Here is a 19458-nt window from a genome sequence, read left to right on the forward strand (position 1 = left end):
CACTGAAGATGTCGTACTTCAGTACCTTGAGAAGCACATCGATAATCCTACCGGCATCAGCCGGTAGTGGTTTAGTCTGCACGATTCTTTTGTTCCCTGACAGAAGTGCGGGTGCGGAGGAAGTGAGTGCGAAACCTGAAGGAGATATTCGGATAGAGCTGGAGGCAGACAGCTTTGCGATTGGCGAAGAAATCAAAATTCATGTTTACAATGAGCTGGCGCCGATTGGAGCCAGCGTTGCTCTTTGGTTGTTACCGGTCATGCCAGATGACTACAAGGAACGAGGATACACCGTTCCAGGCTGCTATGGCGCGCTAACTCCGGTTACACTGCCAGTTGTTCGCGACAAAGCAAATACATTATATTGGAGTGGTCTCTTCACCTGGTGGGCGCCGTATGATGTGCCTATCAAATGTAAACATTTTTCGGCCGGTCGCTTCCAAATACATGCGCAGTTCTATCGCGACAACGATGGTCTAGTAGTCGGGCGGCCTACCAAGTCACAAAACAAAAAATTGCAGCAGTCGGCGACATCTCGGCCGTTTGATTTGACGGGCGACATCGACATGAGCCGCCTCAAAGAAGATCTCAACGATAAGGCGGTTCGTTTCATCTGGGAATTGTTCGAGCTCCCAAATTCTGGCGATCTTTTGCAAGTGGCCCTTTCGAACAGCAATGAGTTGAGCAATTTGGGTGGTGGGTACTATTGCCTGACGAAAGAAATCCCTTTGCTTTTTTCTGGTGTCGTCGAGGCTTGCACTGCTGAACCAGTGGTTACACCACTTGGGCTGAGGCTTCCGCATGGCGACTACATAAGTGTTCGTGGAAAGGGTGAGCTTAAGAGTAATGTGGAAGAATTTGAAAGCATCTCTTCGGCAGCAAGCGGAGCAGTAGCAGAGTTGTTATTGGAAGAGTTCGATCTGACCTTAGACAATTTGGATGAGGATCGCGCTCGATGTCATTCACACGGTCGAATTTTCTGCCGAGTGGCAGCCAGCTATGCGAGCGACAACTCAGAGCTATTCATAACCAGCAGGAATTGGACGATTTTCCCAGCGAAAGAACTCTGGTTGTTCCATTTTGAGACCCGTGCTTCAAGAGGATCCGAGGCACCGCACGAAGGCGAGAGTTTTGTCTGTGTCGATAAAAACGGAGAAGTTCTGCGGATAGCAACTGCGCGGCTAGGCTCAAGTTCAGCCGCCCGATTGCAGGATTCGTTTCACAACAAAACCTTTGATTGCGTTCAATAAGGAACCGTTGTTTGCAATCAACCATAAGAAAACCCGCCCTCCAATGGAGAGCGGGTCTTGAAACCTATACTTCGTCTGGCTTAGGCGACGGCCCGGGCCAAGGCGCATTGCGACCAGAGATCGTTGATCGAATCGGCCAGATGCTCAATGTCGGCGGCCGTGTGCAGCGGGGTCGGTGTGAAGCGCAGGCGTTCGGTGCCAACGGGGACAGTCGGATAGTTGATCGGCTGTACATAGATGCCGTAGGTCTCCAGCAGAATATCGGAGATCCATTTGCACTTCTTGGCGTCTCCCACCATCACCGGAACGATATGGCTGGGGTTTTCCATGTGCGGGATGCCGCGCTTGTCGAGGGCGGCACGAACCTGCGCAACTCTTTGCTTGTGAGCTGCACGTTCAAGCTGGCTGTCCTTCAGGTGACGGATCGAGGTTGTCGCGCCTGCAGCCAATGCAGGCGGAAGTGCCGTCGTAAAAATGAACCCGGATGCGAAGGAGCGAATGAAGTCGACAACTGTCTTGGAACCAGTGATGTAGCCTCCCATCACGCCAAAGGCCTTGCCGAGGGTGCCTTCGATGATCGTCAGGCGGTCCATCAGCCCTTCGCGCTCGGCGACACCGCCACCGCGCGGCCCATACATGCCGACAGCATGCACCTCATCGAGATATGTGAGAGCGCCGAACTTGTCGGCGACGTCACAAATCTCCTTGATGGGGGCGATGTCGCCATCCATCGAGTAGACACTTTCAAACGCCACCATCTTCGGTGCGTCCGGATCGTCTGCTGCCATCAGGCGCTCAAGATCTTCGTAGTCATTGTGTTTGAAGATCCGCTTTTCGCAGCGTGCGTGCCGGATGCCTTCGATCATGGAGGCATGGTTCAGCGAGTCGGAATAAACTATCATGCCCGGAACTTGCGACGCCAGGGTGCCGAGTGCGGCCCAGTTGGAAACATATCCGGAGGTAAAGATCAGGGCGCCTTCCTTGCCATGAAGGTCAGCCAGTTCGTTTTCCAAGAGCACATGATAGTGGTTGGTGCCCGAAATGTTCCGGGTGCCACCGGCACCTGCGCCGCATTTGGAGATCACCTCCTGCATGGCACCGACAACCTTGTCGTGCTGGCCCATGCCGAGATAGTCGTTGGAGCACCAGACGGTCACGTCCTGTACCGAGCCGTCCTCACGGTAACGTTTCGCGCGTGGGAAATTGCCTGCCATGCGTTCCAGATCTGCAAACACTCGGTAATTACCGTTGTCATGCAGCTTGCCCAGGCGTTCCTCGAGATACGCGTTTACGTCCATCCTTCGGCCCTCTCTTCACTGGAAATTCTCCAGCGCCTCTTTTTTCTTCCGCCCCGATAATGCGTCCATGGGCGGGTCAGTTTTGACCAAGATCATCCCTGTAGATCTCAGACTACCAAGTAACGTCTATCTATTCAAAACCGCATTACCAGACAATTAGCCTTGATCAAGGTCAAATCACAGACATGCGTCTATCCGTCCTAGCCAAAAAACTAACGCATGTCCGCCAGATTTATGTGAGACACCGGTCACAGGCAAGATCTTCGTTGCGCGGTAAACTGGGAAATTCCAACAAGCTGCTTGCTTTCACAGAATAAACATGAATACTGATTCATGTTTCATGCTTTTGGGAGGAAAACCTGGTGCGAAAATCGGCCGGAGTTGCGGAAGTGCCGCAAAAGGTGCAGGGAAATCTGCCCAAGACCGCCCGTGGTGAAGCGACGCGAAGAGCGATTCTGGCAGCTGCAGAGCGTGTGATCGGTTCCAAAGGCTACAACGACGCGTCCATTGGGCACATTACCAGTGAGGCAGGGGTCGCCCAGGGAACATTCTACATCTATTTTACCACGAAAGAGCAGGTCTTTTCCGAGCTTGTGCTTGAGATGGGGCGGCTGGTGCGGCACGAGATCGCCGAGGCGACCCAGGGATATGAGAACCGTCTCGATGCAGAGCGGGCAGGTCTGAAGGCCTTTCTGGAATTCGTCCAGGCTCATCCGGATCTCTATCGGATTGTTCAAGAGGCACTGTTCGTCGATCCGGATGCCTATCAGGAGTATTACGAGACATTTGCCGCCGGTTACAAATCCGGCTTGGTTGCTGCGGAGGCGGCCGGGCAAATATCTGAGGGCGACGCGGATACCCGCGCCTGGGCTTTGATGGGCATTGCAAAGTCGCTGGGCGAGCAGCTTGTTGTGTTCAAGTCAGACAAGCCGATTCCTGACATCGTAGAGACTGCATATAGTTTGATTGAACGCGGTATCAGGCCGTGACACCGACGGTGCACAGGTTTGCCGCGATCGAAAACCGGGACGGTGTTGTCTGGATCTGGCTCAATCGGCCCGATCGTCATAATTCGCTTGTCCCAAATCTCATCTCGGACCTGAAAAGCGCGCTTGCGGACGCGGCTCAACAAAAGCCGCGAGCGCTTGTGGTCACTGCAAAGGGCAGCAGTTTTTCAACGGGTGGCGATATCGCCGGATTTCTGGATCACCGAGCCTCCCTGCAAGACCTCAAGGACTATGCACAAGAGCTGGTCAGCGGCTTGCACGGTATCATTCTGGATCTGATCGACTTTCCGGCACCGGTTTTGGCTGCGCTCAACGGTCCTGTCACCGGCGGATCGGTTGGTTTGATGCTGGCGGCGGACCTTGTTGCGATGGCCGAACACGCTTTTTTGCAACCTTACTATTCCAAGGTTGGCTTCGGACCGGATGGCGGCTGGACCGCGCTCCTGCCGGACCGCATTGGAACCGGCAGAGCGCTTGAGATCCAGTATCGCAATGAACGGATTAGCGCAGCCGAAGCGCTCAGGATGGGTCTTGTGTCCGCTGTGTGTCCGCTTTCAGAGTTGGAAGCGCAGATCAGCAAATGGGTGAATGATCTCAGCGAAGGATCATCCCGAACGCATCTTGCGACGCGTCGGGGTGTCTGGGATGAAGCGCGGCGCGAAACGGTCCGTCAACGCCTTGACCAGGAAAAAGACCGCTTCCTTGAGTTGGTCGCCCTTCCCGAGACGGTTGACGGCATGCTGGACTTCACACGCAAACGGGCATGAAAATTTTGAAAATTCTTCGAAGCACCAGGTGTTGGGAGGACACATGGAGTTTTTAACCGATATGGCGGCAAAGCGGGCAGAGTTGACGCCCGACCATGTTGCCTTCATCGATCATGAGAGCGGGCTTAGCTACACTTTCTGTGAAGTGAACAGCCGGGCAACCCGATTGGGAAACCTGCTTTTGGAGCGTGGTCTGTCCAAAGGTGACCGCGTGGCTGTGCTGTGCCTCAACCACCCGGATTTCTTCATATTACTTTTTGCTGCCCAGAAGACCGGAATTGTGTTGGTGCCGCTGAATTGGCGCCAGCCGGTTGCAGAATTGCGACCGGTTCTAGCGGCGTCCCAGGCGAAGATTTTGTTTCACGACCGTTCCTGCGCAGATCCTGCAATCGAGCTGGCCAAAGGCGCCGGCCTTCCTGTTCTCATGCTGGGTGCTGCGGATGGGGGTTCGAGCGAGCTCGACCAGGTGCTGAACGCAATAAGCCCGGCAGCAATCGGGTGTGGCCGGATGAAAGCCAGCGCACCGTGGTATCTGCTTTTTACCTCGGGAACGACAGGTCTGCCCAAGGCGGTTATTCAAACCGCGGGCATGGCCTACGCCAACATGATCAACTATGCGCAGGCAACGGGCCTCAGTGTTGGAGAAAAAGGCGTCAATTTTTTGCCGCTGTTTCATACGGCCGGCATCAACCTGCCAACTTTGCCGATCTACCTGAATGGCGGGTCGTCGACGGTCCTTCGAAAATTCGATCCTGATACCGTGCTCGGCTTGATTGATGCAGGCGCAGTGACCAGTTTCTTCGGCGTTCCAGCAATTTATCAGGCCCTGGCCCTGTCGTCGGTGATTGGGCGAACCGACTTTTCCGGTGTGCGCTCCCTGGGCTGTGGCGGCGCGCCAGTTCCCAAGCACCTCCTGACCGATTTTCAAAAGCGCGGCGTAACCATCTGCAATGGCATGGGGATGACCGAAACCGGACCGACAGTTTTTCTCATGGACCGGAGCCATGCTTCAAAGAAAATCGGTTCGGTCGGCAAACCGCAGATCCTGACCGACGTGCGGCTTGTGGACGGCGAGGGCGGTGTTCTTGAAGGGCCTGGAGAAGGGGAAATCCAGTTCAGGGGCCCGAATATCACTCCCGGCTATATGGACAACCCCGATGCCACGGCCGGTGCCTTTACAGTCGACGGGTGGCTGAAGTCAGGTGATGTGGGTCGACGGGACGAGGACGGCTATTACTTCATCGTCGACCGGATCAAGGACATGTACATTTCCGGCGGAGAAAATGTTTATCCGGCCGAGGTGGAAAAAGTACTGGTCGGTCATCCCGACATTCTTGAGGCCGTCGTTGTCGGTCTCCCGGACGAGACGTGGGGTGAAGTGGGGGCGGCCTTCGTGATCGCGCGGCCGAACCGGAAAATCGAAACTGCATCACTCCCCGCTTGGTGCCGGGAGTATTTGGCTCCCTACAAGATTCCGAAATCATTTGCAGTCGTTGATGATCTTCCCAGAACAGCTGCTGGAAAGGTGCGAAAGAACCTCCTCAAAGACCAATTTGCGACAAGAAAGACACCGGAGGACGCTTAGAACCGATGGACCGCGCAACCGAAGCAGCCATCAAGGCAACATTTAAGTGGGTACCCCGGCAGGCCGACTTTGACGCATTTGCAAAGCTTTCAGGTGACGACAATCCCATACATGTCGATCCGGAGTTCTCCGCTCGAACCCGGTTCGGCCGGACCGTGTCCCATGGAATGTTGCTCTATTCGCGCGTCTTTGCGCATCTCCAGGCACTCTATCCGGGGCGGGACCATCAGATGCAAACGCTGATGTTTCCCAATCCGTCCTATGCCGATGAAGAACTGGCCTTTGTCTTCAGTGAAAACCCGGAGGGCAACGGGGAGGTGCTGATTGAAGTGAGGCGAAGCACAGATGGCGCGGTTACACTTTCAGGTTCCTGCCAGCTGGGAGACCCGTCATGACTTTTCAACAAGGACAAAGGGCTGAATTGACGCGGACTTATTCGCAGCAGGATATGCTCGAGTTCGCCGCGCTTTCAGGGGACGCGGCCAATGTGCCCAACTCGGTTCCAGGCCCGTTGATCGGAGGGCTTTTTTCCTATTTGCTCGGGGTCGAATTGCCGGGGCGCGGCACAAATTATCTCAAGCAAAGTCTGGAATTTCTCTCGCCTGCCCCGGTCGGTGAAGCGCTGACGGCATCTGTCACGATCACGAAGCTGCGCCCCGAAAAGCATTTGGTCGATCTGGAAACCGTCTGCGTCAGTTCCAGCGGTACACGTATTTGCCAGGGCCGCGCACTTGTCTATGTCGAGGATGTCGGCAAATCCTGAGACCAAGAGTTCAATGGACCAACTGGCTCTGAATGATCTACTTCAGGGTTGACGGGAATTGCTATAGGGAGTAATTCAACCATATGGTTGAACAACGGCTTGACGACCAGAAACTCACTGTCATTTTGAAGGCGGTGAGCGATCCAAAGCGCCGGGAGCTGCTCACGCTGCTTGTGCAGCATGGGCCGACACGGGTCACGGATCTCGCCAAGCATTTCGATGTCAGCCTGAACGCTGTGTCGAAACACATAAAGATCCTGGAAGCAGCCGGGCTCGTAGGCCGACGAACCGAATGGCGCGAGCACCTGATTGAACCGGTCATGGAACCGGTCAGCGAAATCGATCACTGGTTTCAGGAATTGAGGTCCATCTGGACCCAACGTCTCGACGCATTGGACCAGGCCCTTTCCGGGGAGACGGATGATGAGTGAATTGACAGTTGTTGTATCCCGCAGGTTTTCAGCTCCGGCTGCCCGGGTTTTCGAGGCGTGGCTGGATCCGGACATGCTTGCGAAGTTCATGATCCCCGGAACGAACATGAGTGTGCCAAAGGCAACGGCCGACCCTCGGGTTGGCGGTGAATTCGAGATCATCATGCAGGCAGATGACCAGGAGATCCCGCATCGGGGGATCTACAAGGAAATCAGCCGTCATAGCCGTCTTGTGTTTACTTGGGACAGTCCCTTTTCAATTGCCGGCAGCACGGTGACGCTCGACTTCCAGGAAGTCGCAGACGGAACGGAGCTAACGCTTACGCACGTGAAATTTCCGTCTGAGGAAAGCCGTGACAATCATCATGCGGGTTGGGGTAAAATACTGGAAACACTGGATCTCAGTCTTTCAGGAGCCGGTGCCGGATAGGCGGGAGCGGTCGGGGTATTCGGAAATCAATCCCCTTCCACCAGGCGAACTTTGGCCGGCCAGAACGCATAATGTGACTTCAACTGGCTGGCCATGTCTATCGGCGACTTATAGACCCAGCCGATTTCCTCGCCGTTGAGTGCAGCATAACTCGCGTCACCTTTGATCGGGCAATGCGTGGATTTCTCAACTGGATCGAATTCAGATTTTAGATCGGCCTCAGGTACATAAACCACGGGGTCGTAGAAGGCCTTGCCAATTTCCAGGACGCGCAGAGCGGCAGAGGTATCGGCAAGCAGAGTATCGTCCTTGTAAATGCGGATACGGCGGGGCACGGCCTTGATCACCATCAGGTGCTCAGGATTGCTCGGGTTGCGAGCTGCATTGGCGAATGCCGCGGATTGATGTGCAGTCATCTGGATCTCCTTGTTTCCTGAGAACTAGGTGAGTATCGGCACACAAGAGCGCAAAAACAATTTTCTGACATTGCCGTGAACACCCCTTTTGCAGACTGCCGGGGCCAGCGTGTAAAACCTCGGTTGGACACCCGAAATTCTCTGAGCGGAAAAGGCATCTTTTGGCCGGTATTCGAAACGCCTATAGTGTCCGTTCAGATATGTCATCGCGGGGTTGTCCAATCTGTAACCACTTCTGTGCAACGAGGATTATCAACCGGCGCAAAATGCGACCGGCTTCCGCTTAGAAAGGGTTGGAAGTGTCGGAAATAACCATTACCCGTGCGGTGCGGATGCCGGACCCGTTCCGGATCGAGCGATTTTCCTCCAATCCGAAACTTGGGCCCCGTGTTCTGTTTTTCAGCGGAGGATCCGCTCTTAATGGCCTGTCTCAAAGGCTCAAGAAATACACCCACAATTCCATTCACCTGGTGACGCCGTTTGACAGTGGAGGAAGTTCTCAGGGGCTCAGGGTGGCTTTCAATATGCCCGCGATAGGAGACTTGAGAAGCCGTTTGATGGCGCTGGCGGACGAGACCGTTCTCGGTCACCCGGAAGTGTTTCGGCTGTTCACGCATCGATATTCCAAATCGGCTCAAAGAGACGATCTGAAAGGCGAACTCGATGCCATGATTGCGGGCACACACCCGTTGGTAACAGCCATCGAACAACCGATGCGAACGCTCATACAAAACCAGCTTGGCATGTTCCGCGCGGCTTGCCCGCAAGGCTTTGATCTGCGCGGTGCCAGTATCGGCAACTTGATCCTTGCCGGCGGCTACCTGAACCAGAACCAGCAATTGGAGCCGATTATCTTTCTCGTCTCCAAGCTTGTCGGTGTTCTGGGAACTGTGCGGGCAGTTTCTGATGACAATCTGCATTTGGGCGCTGAACTTGCCAATGGCCACGAGGTCATCGGACAGCATTTGCTGACCGCCAAGGAACATCCGCCGCTCACATCACCGATCAAGGATCTTTTCCTCAACAAGACGCTGGCTGGACGGGACCCCGCCGTGACAGCGTTTCCGAAACGAAATCGGAAGCTGGTACAGACAGCGGATCTCATCTGCTACGCGCCCGGCAGCTTCTACACCAGTCTGATTGCAAACCTGTTGCCGGAAGGTGTCGGTCGGGCGGTTGCCGAACGGACCGTCCCCAAGGTCTATGTTCCAAGTCTCGGACTGGATCCGGAAACGGGAAACATGAACCTGTCCGACAAGGTACACACCTTGCTGAACTATCTGCACCGGGACGTTGGACCTGATTGTCCAACCCACAAACTGATCAACTTCGTTGTCGTCGATCAAACGATTTCCGACGACGAAACGCATGAAATCAGCGCTCGCGGGATCACGGTTTTGAAACTGGATCTCGTCAGCACTCAGTCCGCTCCCTATTATGATCCTGAACCGCTGTGTGAAGCCCTGGTCTCGTTGACCTGATCGGACAAAAAAGAAATCTGCTGGAAAAACAACATGAAACGTACACCGCTGCTAAACCGTCACTTAAGTCAGCTTGTTGCCTCGCTCGGGCATCTGGACGAGATCGTGGTTGCCGATGCCGGCTTGCCAGTGCCTGCCGGTGTAGAGGTTATTGACCTTGCTGTTACTCCGGGCATTCCAGGTTTCTTCGATGTTCTTGAGGCCTTGTCCCGCGAACTTATTATCGAGCAGGCAGTGTTTGCCGATGAAACATCGTCCGAGCTAGGCACGGAAATTGAGGTGAGGCTGGCGCACTGGGAGGCGGATACCGGCAAACCGATCGCGCAGTTGAAAATCTCCCACGAGGATCTGAAATTGAGATCCGCTAAGGCACGGGCTGTTGTGAGAACAGGCGAGTGTACGCCTTATGCAAACGTCATTCTCGTTTCCGGGGTTCCGTTTTAAACCAATTCCCGGATTGTTTTTTCGATCTTGCCGTTGTTGGCGTTTCAACACCGGCAGTTGTTGCTAGGGGTCGAACGGCTGTCTTTTTTTCCTCCTGCAGCCTGCAATCCCGTTTCCGGATGTCATTGTTTCGGAAATGGAGGCAGCTTCCACAAAACACATCGGCGCAAGGTTTTGTTGTAAAGACAGCACCTTCCCGCTATGCGAAAAAGATTCTGCGGAGCACCAAAACCGATTTTGTTGACTTACAAAATCGGTTTTGTAACACTTTTTGTTAAGAAAGGCGGAATTGAAGCCAGATCTTCGATTTGCGCTAAAAACAATCAGGACATTCCAATGTCCAGCGGGAGGAAGCATGTCGCGGTTACGCGGTTCCGTCACAATTGATGATGTGGCACGCCATGTCGGCGTCGCCAAGGGAACTGTTTCGCGCGTTCTCAACAACTACACAGACATTTCCGACGAGACCCGCAAGCGCATTTTGAAGGCGGTCAAGGACCTTGGCTATCAACCTTCCGCAACCGCGAGAAACCTGAAGCGCGGTCGTCAGGATACGCTCGGGATTATCATCCCGGTCGGACATGGCAATGGTGCCGATCCATTCCTGTCTGAATTCATCGACGGCATCGCCCGCGCATTGGATGAGCTGGACCTGGACCTTCTTGTGACCACCGCGCATTCGCGCGAGCACATGATCGAGTCGCTCGAGCGGTTGATTGCACGCCGCAAGGTGGATGGTTTCATCGTCACGCGGACCGAAGTCAATGATCCACGTATTGCCTATCTGCAGGAGCGCAACTTTCCGTTCGTTGCCCACGGGCGCACGGCAAATCCGTCCGGATACGCCTGGTACGATATCGACAACGAGGCGGCGTTCGCCGAGGGCGTTCGTCATATCTACAGCCTCGGTCACGAACGCATCGGGCTGGTCGGCGGCACATTGGAACTGAATTTCGCGCGCCAGCGCAGAGAAGGATACCGTCAGGGACTGAAAGACCTGGGTGTCAAACATGATCCTGATCTCGAAACCATTCAGACAGTCAGCGAAAAGGGCGGGATCCTAGGTGCAGAAGAATTGTTGGCGCTGGACCAGCCTCCAACAGCCTTGCTGTGCGCAACCGACGCTCTGGCCATAGGTGCCGTTCAATACTGTCGCAAGATCGGATTGAAAGCCGGTGCGGATGTCACGGTCATCGGCTATGACGGATTGCCCGTCGGCGAGTATCTCGACCCGCCACTCACAACCTTTTCCCAGAGTGCGCAGGAAGCGGGTGGCCGTGTCGCGCGGATGCTCACCGATATTCTGGACGGGAAGTCACCGACAAGTTTGCAGGAGCTGTCCAAGGCAGACCTGATCCGACGCGCCTCTGATGGTGCGCCGGCAAAGACACCGGCAGCGTTGGCGACAGCGCTCCGGGAACGGCTGAAAGACCAGCCATATTCTGGCAACAAGGGAGAATGAGAATGTTTGGGAGGACTAAATTCCTGGCCTCGACCATCGCGGGTGTGCTCGCACTCGGGTTGACAACGGCCCAGGCTGACACTCTGCGTTTCTGGACGACGGAAGAGCAGCCGGAAAGACTGGCCAAGCAGGAAGAGCTGGCGGCTGCCTTCAAGGAAAAAACGGGTATTGAAGTCGATGTCATTCCGGTTTCGGAATCCGAACTGGGTACCCGCGCAACAGCTGCCTTTGCTGCAGGCGATTTGCCGGACGTGATCTATCACACGCTGCAATATGCTCTTCCCTGGGCGGAAGCCGGTATTCTGGACACGGAAGCTGCCACCGAAGTGGTTGAAACGCTCGGTAAGGATACCTTTGCACCAGGCGCTGTTGCCATGGCAGCCGTCGATGGCGGGATCGCATCTGTTCCGGTCGATGGCTGGACCCAGATGGTGGTCTACCGCAAGGACCTCTTCGACGCGAATGGCCTTGCAGCTCCCGACAGCTACGAGAGCATTCTGGCAGCCGTTGAGAAGCTGCACAATCCGCCGGAAATGTTTGCGTTCGTTGCCGCGACCAAGATTGATGAGAACTTCATGAGCCAGGTGCTGGAGCATGTGCTTCTGGCAAATGGCGTCAATCCGGTGAACAACGAAGGCTTCAAGCCGCTTGATGAGAAGAAGACCATTGAAGCGCTTGATTTCTACAAGGCGATCGCGAAGGCCTCGCCCCCAGGCGATTTGTTCTGGAAGCAGTCGCGCGAACTGTATTTTGCCGGCAAAGCAGCGATGATCATCTGGTCTCCATTCATCCTGGATGAACTGGCCGGTCTTCGCGACAGCGCGCCGCCGACCATCACCGATGACCCGACCTCCAGTGAGTTGGCATCGAAGACCGGTATCGTGACCACGTTGAGCGGTCCGTCCAATCCGGACGGCGCAGCGTGGGGCGATGTCCGCTACTTCGGCATCACCAACGATGCCGACACGGAAGCTGCGATGCAGTTCATCGAGTTCTCCATGGACGATGGCTACATGTCGACACTGTCGATTGCACCGGAAGGCAAGTTCCCGGTTCGCCGCGGTAACAAGGACAACGCAACGGCTTTCGTCGATGGCTGGTCCAAATTGCCTGTTGGTGTCGATCGCAAGGCGCCCCTGACCGATCTGTATGACGCAGAAACAATCCAAACAATCGTCTCGGGTCTGGACACCGCCAGCCGTTGGGGTGTCACGGAAGGCCAGCTGTCGCTTGCATCCAAGATCATCAACAGCCAGGTGATCAACCGTCTGGTGCGCGAGTATATCGACGATGAGCGCGACGCGGCCGCAACGGTTGCCAAACTCAATGAAGAACTGGCGAAAGTCCAGTAACTGAACACCCGCCACGCCTGGTGGCGGGGCCCCATCGACAACCGCATGGGACCGGACATTGCCGTCCTGGATTGCCCGGTCCACCTCCCACCTCCCGCACGACTGTGTGCGGGAGGGCCGGAGGAGATCTGCCCGGACGCCTGCGTCCTGCGGGACGCACGCATAGCCGAAAGCTGAGCTGGAACGATGAGCGCAACTGACCAACAGTCTGTTTCTTCAGGTCCCCCAAAAGTGATCGGACCCATGCAGCGCCGCGAAATGTGGCTGGCCTATCTGATGTTGGCACCGACTTTTGCCATCATCCTGATGATTGTTGCCGGTCCTCTTCTGGCCAATTTCTGGATAAGTGTGAAACCTGTCCAGCTTGCCGATCTGAGGCCCCCGACCGTCCTCGTCAACGAGCGTGTCCGCGGTCGCCCCGCGGCAGACGGTGACGAAGCAACGCTGGAATACAGGCTCCGGAATTCGTCCCGGACCGAGGAAATCCGGAATGTTGTCGTGAAGGATCAGGTGCCGGCCGGGTTCAATGTCGCTGTCGTGCCGGATGTTTGCGCACTCGATGGGCGTGCTTTGACTTGCACCATTGGCACGGTTGAACCTGGCTGGAGCGAACGGCTTCGCCTAGAGGGAACGGTCACCGAGGCTTTCCTGTCAGCCAATCGTCCGGAGCGTGCGAGCGAGCCTGAAGTATCCGGTGACGCCAACAACGTGCTCACCAATTTCGATTTCACGTTCGAAAACTTCCAAAGAATTTTCAGCGCCGATGAATTCTGGTCGGTTCTCCGGGTGACGTTCTACTACACGATTTTCGGCACTGGCGGTGCGCTTGTGCTTGGTCTCTTCGCAGCACAATTGCTCAATACGGTGTTTGTCGGGCGCGGTTTCATGCGCGGCCTGTTTCTCTTTCCGTATGTTTCACCAGTGATCGCCGTTGCCTTTACATGGGTGGTGCTGTTCGACCCATTCTCGGGGACCGTCAACGCGCTTCTAACGAAGATGGGCGTTGTCTCCGACCCGATCAATTTCTTCGGCCAGCGCGCGATCGAATACTCGATATTCGGCATCCAGATGGAGTTCCCGCTGGCTCTGACAACCGTGATCGCATTCGAGGCCTGGCGGTATTTTCCACTGTCGTTCCTGTTCATTCTTGCGCGCATGCAGTCGATCAATACGGACATGTATGAAGCCGCCGAGATGGATGGCGCCACACCACTGCAGCAGTTCTGGTACCTTTCTTTGCCGCAACTGATGGGCATTTTGTCCGTCCTGTTCCTGCTGCGTTTCATTTGGACGTTCAACAAGTTCGACGACATTTTCCTGCTGACCGGCGGCAACGCGGGTACGCGGACTTTGACGGTCGATGTCTATGAACAAGGTTTCGCGCTCTCCAATCTCGGGGCAGGTGCTGCCGTTGCGGTGGTCGTCTTTGTGGTGCTTGTCACCTTTGCCACCTTGTTCATCCGCTTCTCACCGAAGGAGGAAGGCCTATGAGACCGGGAAGTGTATTGCTCACGGCCATTACAGGCCTGATCTGGGGCGTGACCGCAATGGTGGTGATCGGTGTGACACTGACGCTGATCACCGGCGAAGTGGCTCTGCCACAGGCAACCGCCGCTGCTGTTGCCGGGTCGTTGAGTTCACTCATCTTTGTGTGGCGGCAGTCTTCAACGGCAGCTGGTGGTCTTCCGGCCTGGGCGCTGTCCGCTTCGGTTCTCTTTCTTGTGCTGATGGCTGCGACTTTTGCGGCGCCCTTCGGGCTTCCGCTCAACAAGGAGCCCGTGTGGCAGGGTCTTGCACTGATCGCCTTCATCTTTGGTGTCACCAGTGCCAACCATTTGTCGCTCTCCGGCGCATCCCTCGGTGCGATGACCCGCTACGAGCGTGAGGTTGTCTACATATGCATCGCCAAGGGTATCGGCTTCGTGCTATTCACCATCGTCGTCGCTCTGCCGTTTTATGTGATGGTGATGACGTCTCTGAAAAGTCAGCAGACCTTGCTCGCCAATCCGCTCGATCTGTCCATCGACTTTTCGCAAGGTCTTTACGGTCTGTTCCGCTCCTATGTGGAACTGTTCACAGAGTTCAACTTTGGCCGTTACTTGCTGGTGTCGACCTTCGTGTCGATTGCGACGGTGGTTCTGACCCTCGCTTTCTCCGTGCCTGGGGCGTATGCGGTCTCAAGGCTCCGGTTCCCGGGCCAGGCATTCCTCGCGCGATCCGTGCTGCTCATATACATGGTCCCGGCGATCGTTCTCGTGATCCCGCTCTATGCAGTCTTTTCGCAGCTTGGTCTTCGCAACACGTTGACCGGACTTCTGATCGTCTATCCGGCAACAACCATCCCGGTCGCACTATATATGCTGCAGGGTTACTTTCGCGGGTTGCCGTCCGAACTTGAAGAAGCCGGTCTCATGGATGGTCTTTCGCGGATTGGCGTGATCCTGAAAATCACCCTGCCGCTTTCATTGCCGGCGTTGGCGTCCGTGTCGCTCTACGTCTTCATGATTGCCTGGAATGAATTCCTCTTTGCATTCATGTTCCTGGATGATCCGGACATCTTCACCCTGTCTCGTGGGGTGGTCTCTCTGAATTCGTCAGAGGTGCCACGCCAACACCTGATGGCGGGCGCTGTTATCGCGACCGTGCCGGTTCTGTTTATCTTCCTCTGGTTCGAACGCTTCCTCGTGCAGGGCCTTACGGCCGGCAGTGTGAAGGGTTAGTGGAATATTCAAAAGGGCTCGTGAGAGGCCCATAGGAGTTACCTGTGTCAAACGCAGATCTAGACAAAGCTGCCCGGACTATCCTGATTGAGAATGATCAGGGCGGTTATACAATCCCGACCAAGGGGCTCTACCCCTATCAATGGAACTGGGACTCCGTCTTTGTTGCGCTGGGCTTTGCCACTTTCGATCAAAGCCGCGCTTGGCGCGAAATCGAAATGCTGTTCGAGGGACAATGGCGTGACGGCATGGTTCCGCACATCCTGTTCCGAAAGGACGATCCGAGTTACTTCCCCGGTCCATCTGTCTGGGGAACCGACGGCGGACCGATCCCGAGTTCCGGGCACTCTCAGCCGCCGGTCGCCGCGACCGTGATCAAAGATCTGGTTGATGCGGATGGCTCAGGCAAGGCTCTCGAACGGGCAGCAAAGCTGATGCCGCAACTGATGAACTGGCATCGCTGGTATCTTGCTTATCGGGATCCCAAGAACCTCGGCGTTCTCGCGGTCATCCATCCCTGGGAGTCGGGCCGTGACAACCTGCCGGATTGGGACGAAGCGTTGCGTGCGGTCGAGGTCAAGGATATTGGACCTTACGAGCGCAAGGACACATCCCACGTGGATCCGGCGATGCGTCCGCACAAGGAAGACTATGATCGCTACCTGAGCATCATGGCGGCCTGCCGGAATGTGGGATGGGACCCTCAGAAAGTTGCCGAAACCTGTCCCTTCTTTGTGGCAGATCCCGGCGTGACCTTTATTTTCCTGCGTGCCAACCGTGATCTCCTGATCCTGGCGGAAAGACTCGGTTTGGATGCCGACGCTGAAGAGATCCGGGGCTGGATTCTCAAGATGGAAGCTGGAGCCAAAACGCTCTGGAACGAAGAACTGAAGGCTCATGTGGCCCTCAACGAACGAACCGGACGGCAAACCGACGGCATTTCCAGTGCGTCCTTCCTTGCTCCGTACGCGGGCCTTGCGGATCAAGCGACGTTGACGTCGCTTCAGGGCCATTTCGATCGTATCGCCTCGAAAGTCCGCTATCTGATGCCATCCTACGATCCCGACCACAGGACCTATGAGCCGTTGCGATATTGGCGCGGCCCGGTCTGGGCCATGATCAACTACATGATCGCAAGAGGGTTTGCGGAGGCAGGTGACAGTGAGCGCGCCGGCAGGTTGCGTCAGGACACTGCCGACCTGATCGCGACAGGCGGTTTTGCCGAGTATTTCAGCCCGGAAAACGGTGCCGGTGCCGGAGGAGGGACCTTCTCATGGACGGCGGCCATCTGGCTTACCTGGGCGTCGCCCTCACACCAAAAACAGGCAGCTTAACGAGCGGGGTTTAATGTCATGGGAGCGATCCAGCTCAACAAGGTCGAAAAGTGGTTCGGCAGTCTTCAGGTCATCAAGGGTATCGATCTGGATATCCAGGACGGTGAATTCGTGATTTTTGTCGGTCCGTCCGGCTGCGGTAAATCGACATTGCTGCGGTTGATCTCCGGACTGGAGGAAACCAGCCGGGGAGACATAGAGATTGACGGCAAGGACGTCACTGCGCTGCCTCCGTCCGGCCGTGGCCTGTCCATGGTGTTCCAGTCCTATGCGCTCTATCCGCATATGTCGGTGCGGGAGAACGTCGGTTTCGGTCTGAAAACGGCAGGACTGCCCAAGGACGAAATCGATAAAAAGGTCAATGCTGCGGCCGATGTGCTCAAGCTCGACGAATATCTTGATCGCCGGCCAAAGGCGCTTTCCGGTGGCCAGCGTCAGCGCGTTGCCATTGGCCGTGCCATCGTGCGTGAACCGAGCGCGTTCCTCTTTGATGAACCGCTCTCCAACCTTGACGCAGCACTGCGGGTCGAAATGCGTTTCGAGGTCGCAAGGCTTCACAAGAGCCTCGGCACCACGATGATCTATGTGACGCATGATCAGGTCGAAGCCATGACGCTGGCGGACAAGATCGTTGTTTTGCAAGCCGGACGTATCGAACAGGTGGGTTCGCCGCGCGAACTTTATGAACGCCCGGACAATCTGTTCGTGGCCCAGTTTATCGGCTCGCCGAAAATGAATGTGCTGCCATGTTCAGTCGAAGGAGATCAGTTCTCGCTTCAAGGCCACGGAGGGGGACACTACCCGCATCAGGGCAAGCCCCAGAGACCTGTCAAACTTGGCATCCGCCCGGAACATATGAGCATCGTTGCGACCGATGAAGGGCACTGCACAGGTACGGTTGAAGTTGCTGAATATCTCGGTGCCGACACCTTCCTCTATGTGGCGCTTGACGGGCTTGAGACTGTTCTGGTGCGGATCAGTGGAAGCGATCAGGTGGAAGAAGGCTCCCGTGTCGGCCTTCGTTTCGATGAGAGCCGGATGCATTTTTTCGACAACAAGGATCAGGCTGTTCGTTAACTCGATCAGCTTCGGCGAGGCCTGTGACACTGCTTGAGGATTGAGGCTGTCGGTAGAGCCGGAGTTTCAGTTCCTGCACAGGATCTGAACCGTGTAGCGGGCAGCTTCCTGGTCTATTGCGGTCGGGGTCATGATGCTGGTCATGGTGTTGTAAGACGGCGCAAGGCCAAGGTTTTCCATGAACTCGGCCATCAAGCGGCCGCGAATGGCGAAATTGATATTTTCCGGAAGGTCGCCTGCGACCCTGAGAGTCTTCAACTTGTCTAGCCGTGAGAGCACGGTTCCGATGACGGATCCCGTCCGATCGAGAACCGGTCCGCCGGAGTTCCCCGGCTGTACGGGCGCGGACACCATGAAGTGGCGGATGTCGCCCTGAACACCGGCAAGCGAAGAGACGATGCCGTAGGTGAAGTTCAAATTGTTGTCCAGGATCTGCGCGAACGGATACCCCAGAACAAACACCTCCTCGCCACGAACGATAGGCTGCCTGGCCCGGAACTGAGCAAAGTGGTCGGCTTTTTTGCTGTCGAGCTGAATGATTGCAAGGTCATTGGTCGTGTCGGAAGCAACCATTGCTGCTGCGCCGTATCCTGCGACCTCAAGATTGTCGCAGTTGCCGACGACATGGGCATTTGTTCCCACGTGCCCATCGGGCGAGATAAAAAAGCCCGAACCGGTCGACGAACCGGTTTCGCCTGTTGTCGCAGTTTTGTTTCCAGCTGCCAGTTCACCCAACCGTTTTTCGGCATCCGGTGCGTTGTCAATGGCAGGAGCTGAAGTCACCGCATCCATCCGGCCAGTCGCCGAGCGGTCGTAGAAAGTCAGGCTATTGGACATTGCAACGGCGACCCGATCCATGAACACCGCATGTTTGGGCTGCCAGAAAAGCGAGAAGCCGCGGCTGTCCGCACCGGTTCTCATCATGCGTAGGTAAAAGTCGCGCCCGTTTTGGGTGCCCGACACGACAAAGAAGTCATTGCGGAACTGCTTGCTTTCAATCTCCCTGCCATCGTCTGTCGAGGTCAGGCGCCGATAGAGGGCTTCATAGTCGGATTTTTGACCGTCAACGCGCAGCGTCTCCAATTCGATGCTGTCGTCAAAAGCGCGCCAGAGGTGACCGCGCTCGGATTTCTTGGGAGGCCCGAACAAACTGGCGGGAATGCCGAGTGTGATACCAGCGGTCGGATCGTTCCGGGTTCTGAAGCCGACGCGTTTGACCAGATCCAGTCCATCCCGGTGAAGAATTTGTAGTTCCTCGGTGTCCAGGACCCCGTCCCGGCGAAATTCCCGGTTTCTTTGAAATTCCATAAGCGCGCCATAGGTCTTGGGGCCAAAGGCACCGTCGACAATGGCCGCGTAGTCTCCAGTAAAAACCAACAGGAACTGCAGGCGAATGCGCTCGTTTCGACTGAGGGAATTAAACCAGTCTTTCGACTGATCATAGTCGGCCTGTACGTTGCCGATAGATAAAACGAGAAAGGCAATTGCACAGATCAATGCACGCATCATGCAGCTCCCGGCCCAATGGTCGCTGAACAGACTTTATCAAAACCCGTGACATTGGAACAGGCGCCAGGCGCTCTTTGGGGGATATCTTTCGATTATCGCGCTGTGTTTACTCCGGCTTCATGTTTTGAAGTT

General features: G+C 55.7%; 19 protein-coding genes. 16 read left to right on the forward strand and 3 right to left on the reverse strand.

Annotated features, from left to right (window positions below):
• The coding region (locus Q0835_RS22565; protein ID WP_298964497.1) for a hypothetical protein at window positions 1–1250 on the forward strand (1250 nt) is incomplete at its 5' end.
• An 80-nt stretch (window positions 1251–1330) separates the two neighbouring features.
• On the opposite strand, the gene hemA is transcribed toward Q0835_RS22565, so the two are convergent.
• Window positions 1331–2548 (reverse strand): 5-aminolevulinate synthase, encoded by a 1218-nt coding sequence (hemA, locus tag Q0835_RS22570; RefSeq protein ID WP_298822343.1) that lies wholly within the window; start codon window positions 2546–2548, stop codon window positions 1331–1333.
• Window positions 2549–2910: 362 nt separating this feature from the next.
• Between hemA and Q0835_RS22575 the strand changes: the two genes are divergently transcribed.
• From Q0835_RS22575 to Q0835_RS22605, 7 genes are all read left to right on the forward strand, one after another.
• Window positions 2911–3537: a TetR/AcrR family transcriptional regulator gene (locus Q0835_RS22575; RefSeq protein ID WP_298964501.1), complete on the forward strand. Its 627-nt coding sequence runs from the start codon at window positions 2911–2913 to the stop codon at window positions 3535–3537.
• Window positions 3534–4322 carry an enoyl-CoA hydratase/isomerase family protein gene (locus tag Q0835_RS22580; protein ID WP_298964503.1) on the forward strand — a complete coding sequence of 263 codons (789 nt, stop codon included), beginning with the start codon at window positions 3534–3536 and terminating at the stop codon, window positions 4320–4322. The genes Q0835_RS22575 and Q0835_RS22580 overlap by 4 nt, the downstream gene beginning before the upstream one ends.
• Window positions 4323–4365: 43 nt before the next feature.
• The gene (locus Q0835_RS22585; protein ID WP_298964504.1) at window positions 4366–5907 is read left to right on the forward strand and encodes an AMP-binding protein; all 1542 of its coding nucleotides are present in this window, start codon (window positions 4366–4368) and stop codon (window positions 5905–5907) included.
• A gap of 5 nt (window positions 5908–5912) precedes the next feature.
• A complete protein-coding gene (locus tag Q0835_RS22590) occupies window positions 5913–6302 on the forward strand; it encodes a MaoC/PaaZ C-terminal domain-containing protein (protein ID WP_298964508.1) in 390 nt (129 codons plus the stop codon).
• On the forward strand, window positions 6299–6670 hold the full coding sequence (locus Q0835_RS22595) for a phosphate acetyltransferase (protein ID WP_298964512.1): 372 nt from the start codon (window positions 6299–6301) through the stop codon (window positions 6668–6670). Before Q0835_RS22590 ends, Q0835_RS22595 begins: the two co-directional genes overlap by 4 nt.
• A gap of 83 nt (window positions 6671–6753) precedes the next feature.
• Complete coding sequence (locus Q0835_RS22600) at window positions 6754–7101, forward strand: metalloregulator ArsR/SmtB family transcription factor (protein ID WP_298964513.1); 348 nt, start codon at window positions 6754–6756, stop codon at window positions 7099–7101.
• The gene (locus Q0835_RS22605) at window positions 7094–7531 is read left to right on the forward strand and encodes an SRPBCC domain-containing protein (protein WP_298822334.1); all 438 of its coding nucleotides are present in this window, start codon (window positions 7094–7096) and stop codon (window positions 7529–7531) included. The genes Q0835_RS22600 and Q0835_RS22605 overlap by 8 nt, the downstream gene beginning before the upstream one ends.
• Before the next feature lie 26 nt (window positions 7532–7557).
• On the opposite strand, the gene Q0835_RS22610 is transcribed toward Q0835_RS22605, so the two are convergent.
• Entirely contained in the window at window positions 7558–7947 is a 390-nt protein-coding gene (locus Q0835_RS22610; RefSeq protein WP_298964516.1) for a DUF427 domain-containing protein, read from the reverse strand.
• Window positions 7948–8246: 299 nt separating this feature from the next.
• Between Q0835_RS22610 and Q0835_RS22615 the strand changes: the two genes are divergently transcribed.
• From Q0835_RS22615 to ugpC, 8 genes are all read left to right on the forward strand, one after another.
• Window positions 8247–9428, forward strand: coding sequence for a GAK system CofD-like protein (locus Q0835_RS22615; protein WP_298964518.1), 1182 nt, complete (start codon window positions 8247–8249; stop codon window positions 9426–9428).
• 33 nt (window positions 9429–9461) lie between these two features.
• On the forward strand, window positions 9462–9872 hold the full coding sequence (rbsD, locus tag Q0835_RS22620) for a D-ribose pyranase (RefSeq protein WP_298964520.1): 411 nt from the start codon (window positions 9462–9464) through the stop codon (window positions 9870–9872).
• A gap of 355 nt (window positions 9873–10227) precedes the next feature.
• The gene (locus Q0835_RS22625) at window positions 10228–11334 is read left to right on the forward strand and encodes a substrate-binding domain-containing protein (protein WP_298822329.1); all 1107 of its coding nucleotides are present in this window, start codon (window positions 10228–10230) and stop codon (window positions 11332–11334) included.
• Between the two features lie 2 nt (window positions 11335–11336).
• Window positions 11337–12686 carry an extracellular solute-binding protein gene (locus Q0835_RS22630; protein ID WP_298964523.1) on the forward strand — a complete coding sequence of 450 codons (1350 nt, stop codon included), beginning with the start codon at window positions 11337–11339 and terminating at the stop codon, window positions 12684–12686.
• Window positions 12687–12872: 186 nt separating this feature from the next.
• Window positions 12873–14177, forward strand: a complete 1305-nt coding sequence (locus Q0835_RS22635; RefSeq protein WP_298964525.1) for a sugar ABC transporter permease — start codon at window positions 12873–12875, stop codon at window positions 14175–14177.
• Window positions 14174–15406: a carbohydrate ABC transporter permease gene (locus Q0835_RS22640; protein WP_298964528.1), complete on the forward strand. Its 1233-nt coding sequence runs from the start codon at window positions 14174–14176 to the stop codon at window positions 15404–15406. Before Q0835_RS22635 ends, Q0835_RS22640 begins: the two co-directional genes overlap by 4 nt.
• Before the next feature lie 44 nt (window positions 15407–15450).
• Window positions 15451–16740: a hypothetical protein gene (locus Q0835_RS22645; protein WP_298822324.1), complete on the forward strand. Its 1290-nt coding sequence runs from the start codon at window positions 15451–15453 to the stop codon at window positions 16738–16740.
• Window positions 16741–16758: 18 nt separating this feature from the next.
• Window positions 16759–17817 (forward strand): sn-glycerol-3-phosphate ABC transporter ATP-binding protein UgpC, encoded by a 1059-nt coding sequence (gene ugpC / locus Q0835_RS22650; protein ID WP_298822323.1) that lies wholly within the window; start codon window positions 16759–16761, stop codon window positions 17815–17817.
• 66 nt (window positions 17818–17883) lie between these two features.
• Here ugpC and Q0835_RS22655 read toward each other — a convergent pair whose 3' ends face one another.
• Complete coding sequence (locus Q0835_RS22655) at window positions 17884–19323, reverse strand: serine protease (protein ID WP_298822321.1); 1440 nt, start codon at window positions 19321–19323, stop codon at window positions 17884–17886.
• Window positions 19324–19458 lie beyond the last annotated feature (135 nt).

Origin of the sequence: uncultured Roseibium sp. (genome assembly GCF_947499295.1) — a bacterium.
Classification (GTDB): domain Bacteria; phylum Pseudomonadota; class Alphaproteobacteria; order Rhizobiales; family Stappiaceae; genus Roseibium.

Coding starts and splice junctions, on each gene's coding strand:
- hemA (WP_298822343.1), bottom strand. CDS start 2,548: ATGGACGTAAACGCGTATCTCGAGGAACGCCTGGGCAAGCTGCATGAC.
- Q0835_RS22585 (WP_298964504.1), top strand. CDS start 4,366: ATGGAGTTTTTAACCGATATGGCGGCAAAGCGGGCAGAGTTGACGCCC.
- Q0835_RS22590 (WP_298964508.1), top strand. CDS start 5,913: ATGGACCGCGCAACCGAAGCAGCCATCAAGGCAACATTTAAGTGGGTA.
- Q0835_RS22595 (WP_298964512.1), top strand. CDS start 6,299: ATGACTTTTCAACAAGGACAAAGGGCTGAATTGACGCGGACTTATTCG.
- Q0835_RS22600 (WP_298964513.1), top strand. CDS start 6,754: ATGGTTGAACAACGGCTTGACGACCAGAAACTCACTGTCATTTTGAAG.
- Q0835_RS22605 (WP_298822334.1), top strand. CDS start 7,094: ATGAGTGAATTGACAGTTGTTGTATCCCGCAGGTTTTCAGCTCCGGCT.
- Q0835_RS22610 (WP_298964516.1), bottom strand. CDS start 7,947: ATGACTGCACATCAATCCGCGGCATTCGCCAATGCAGCTCGCAACCCG.
- rbsD (WP_298964520.1), top strand. CDS start 9,462: ATGAAACGTACACCGCTGCTAAACCGTCACTTAAGTCAGCTTGTTGCC.
- Q0835_RS22625 (WP_298822329.1), top strand. CDS start 10,228: ATGTCGCGGTTACGCGGTTCCGTCACAATTGATGATGTGGCACGCCAT.
- Q0835_RS22630 (WP_298964523.1), top strand. CDS start 11,337: ATGTTTGGGAGGACTAAATTCCTGGCCTCGACCATCGCGGGTGTGCTC.
- Q0835_RS22635 (WP_298964525.1), top strand. CDS start 12,873: ATGAGCGCAACTGACCAACAGTCTGTTTCTTCAGGTCCCCCAAAAGTG.
- Q0835_RS22640 (WP_298964528.1), top strand. CDS start 14,174: ATGAGACCGGGAAGTGTATTGCTCACGGCCATTACAGGCCTGATCTGG.
- ugpC (WP_298822323.1), top strand. CDS start 16,759: ATGGGAGCGATCCAGCTCAACAAGGTCGAAAAGTGGTTCGGCAGTCTT.
- Q0835_RS22655 (WP_298822321.1), bottom strand. CDS start 19,323: ATGCGTGCATTGATCTGTGCAATTGCCTTTCTCGTTTTATCTATCGGC.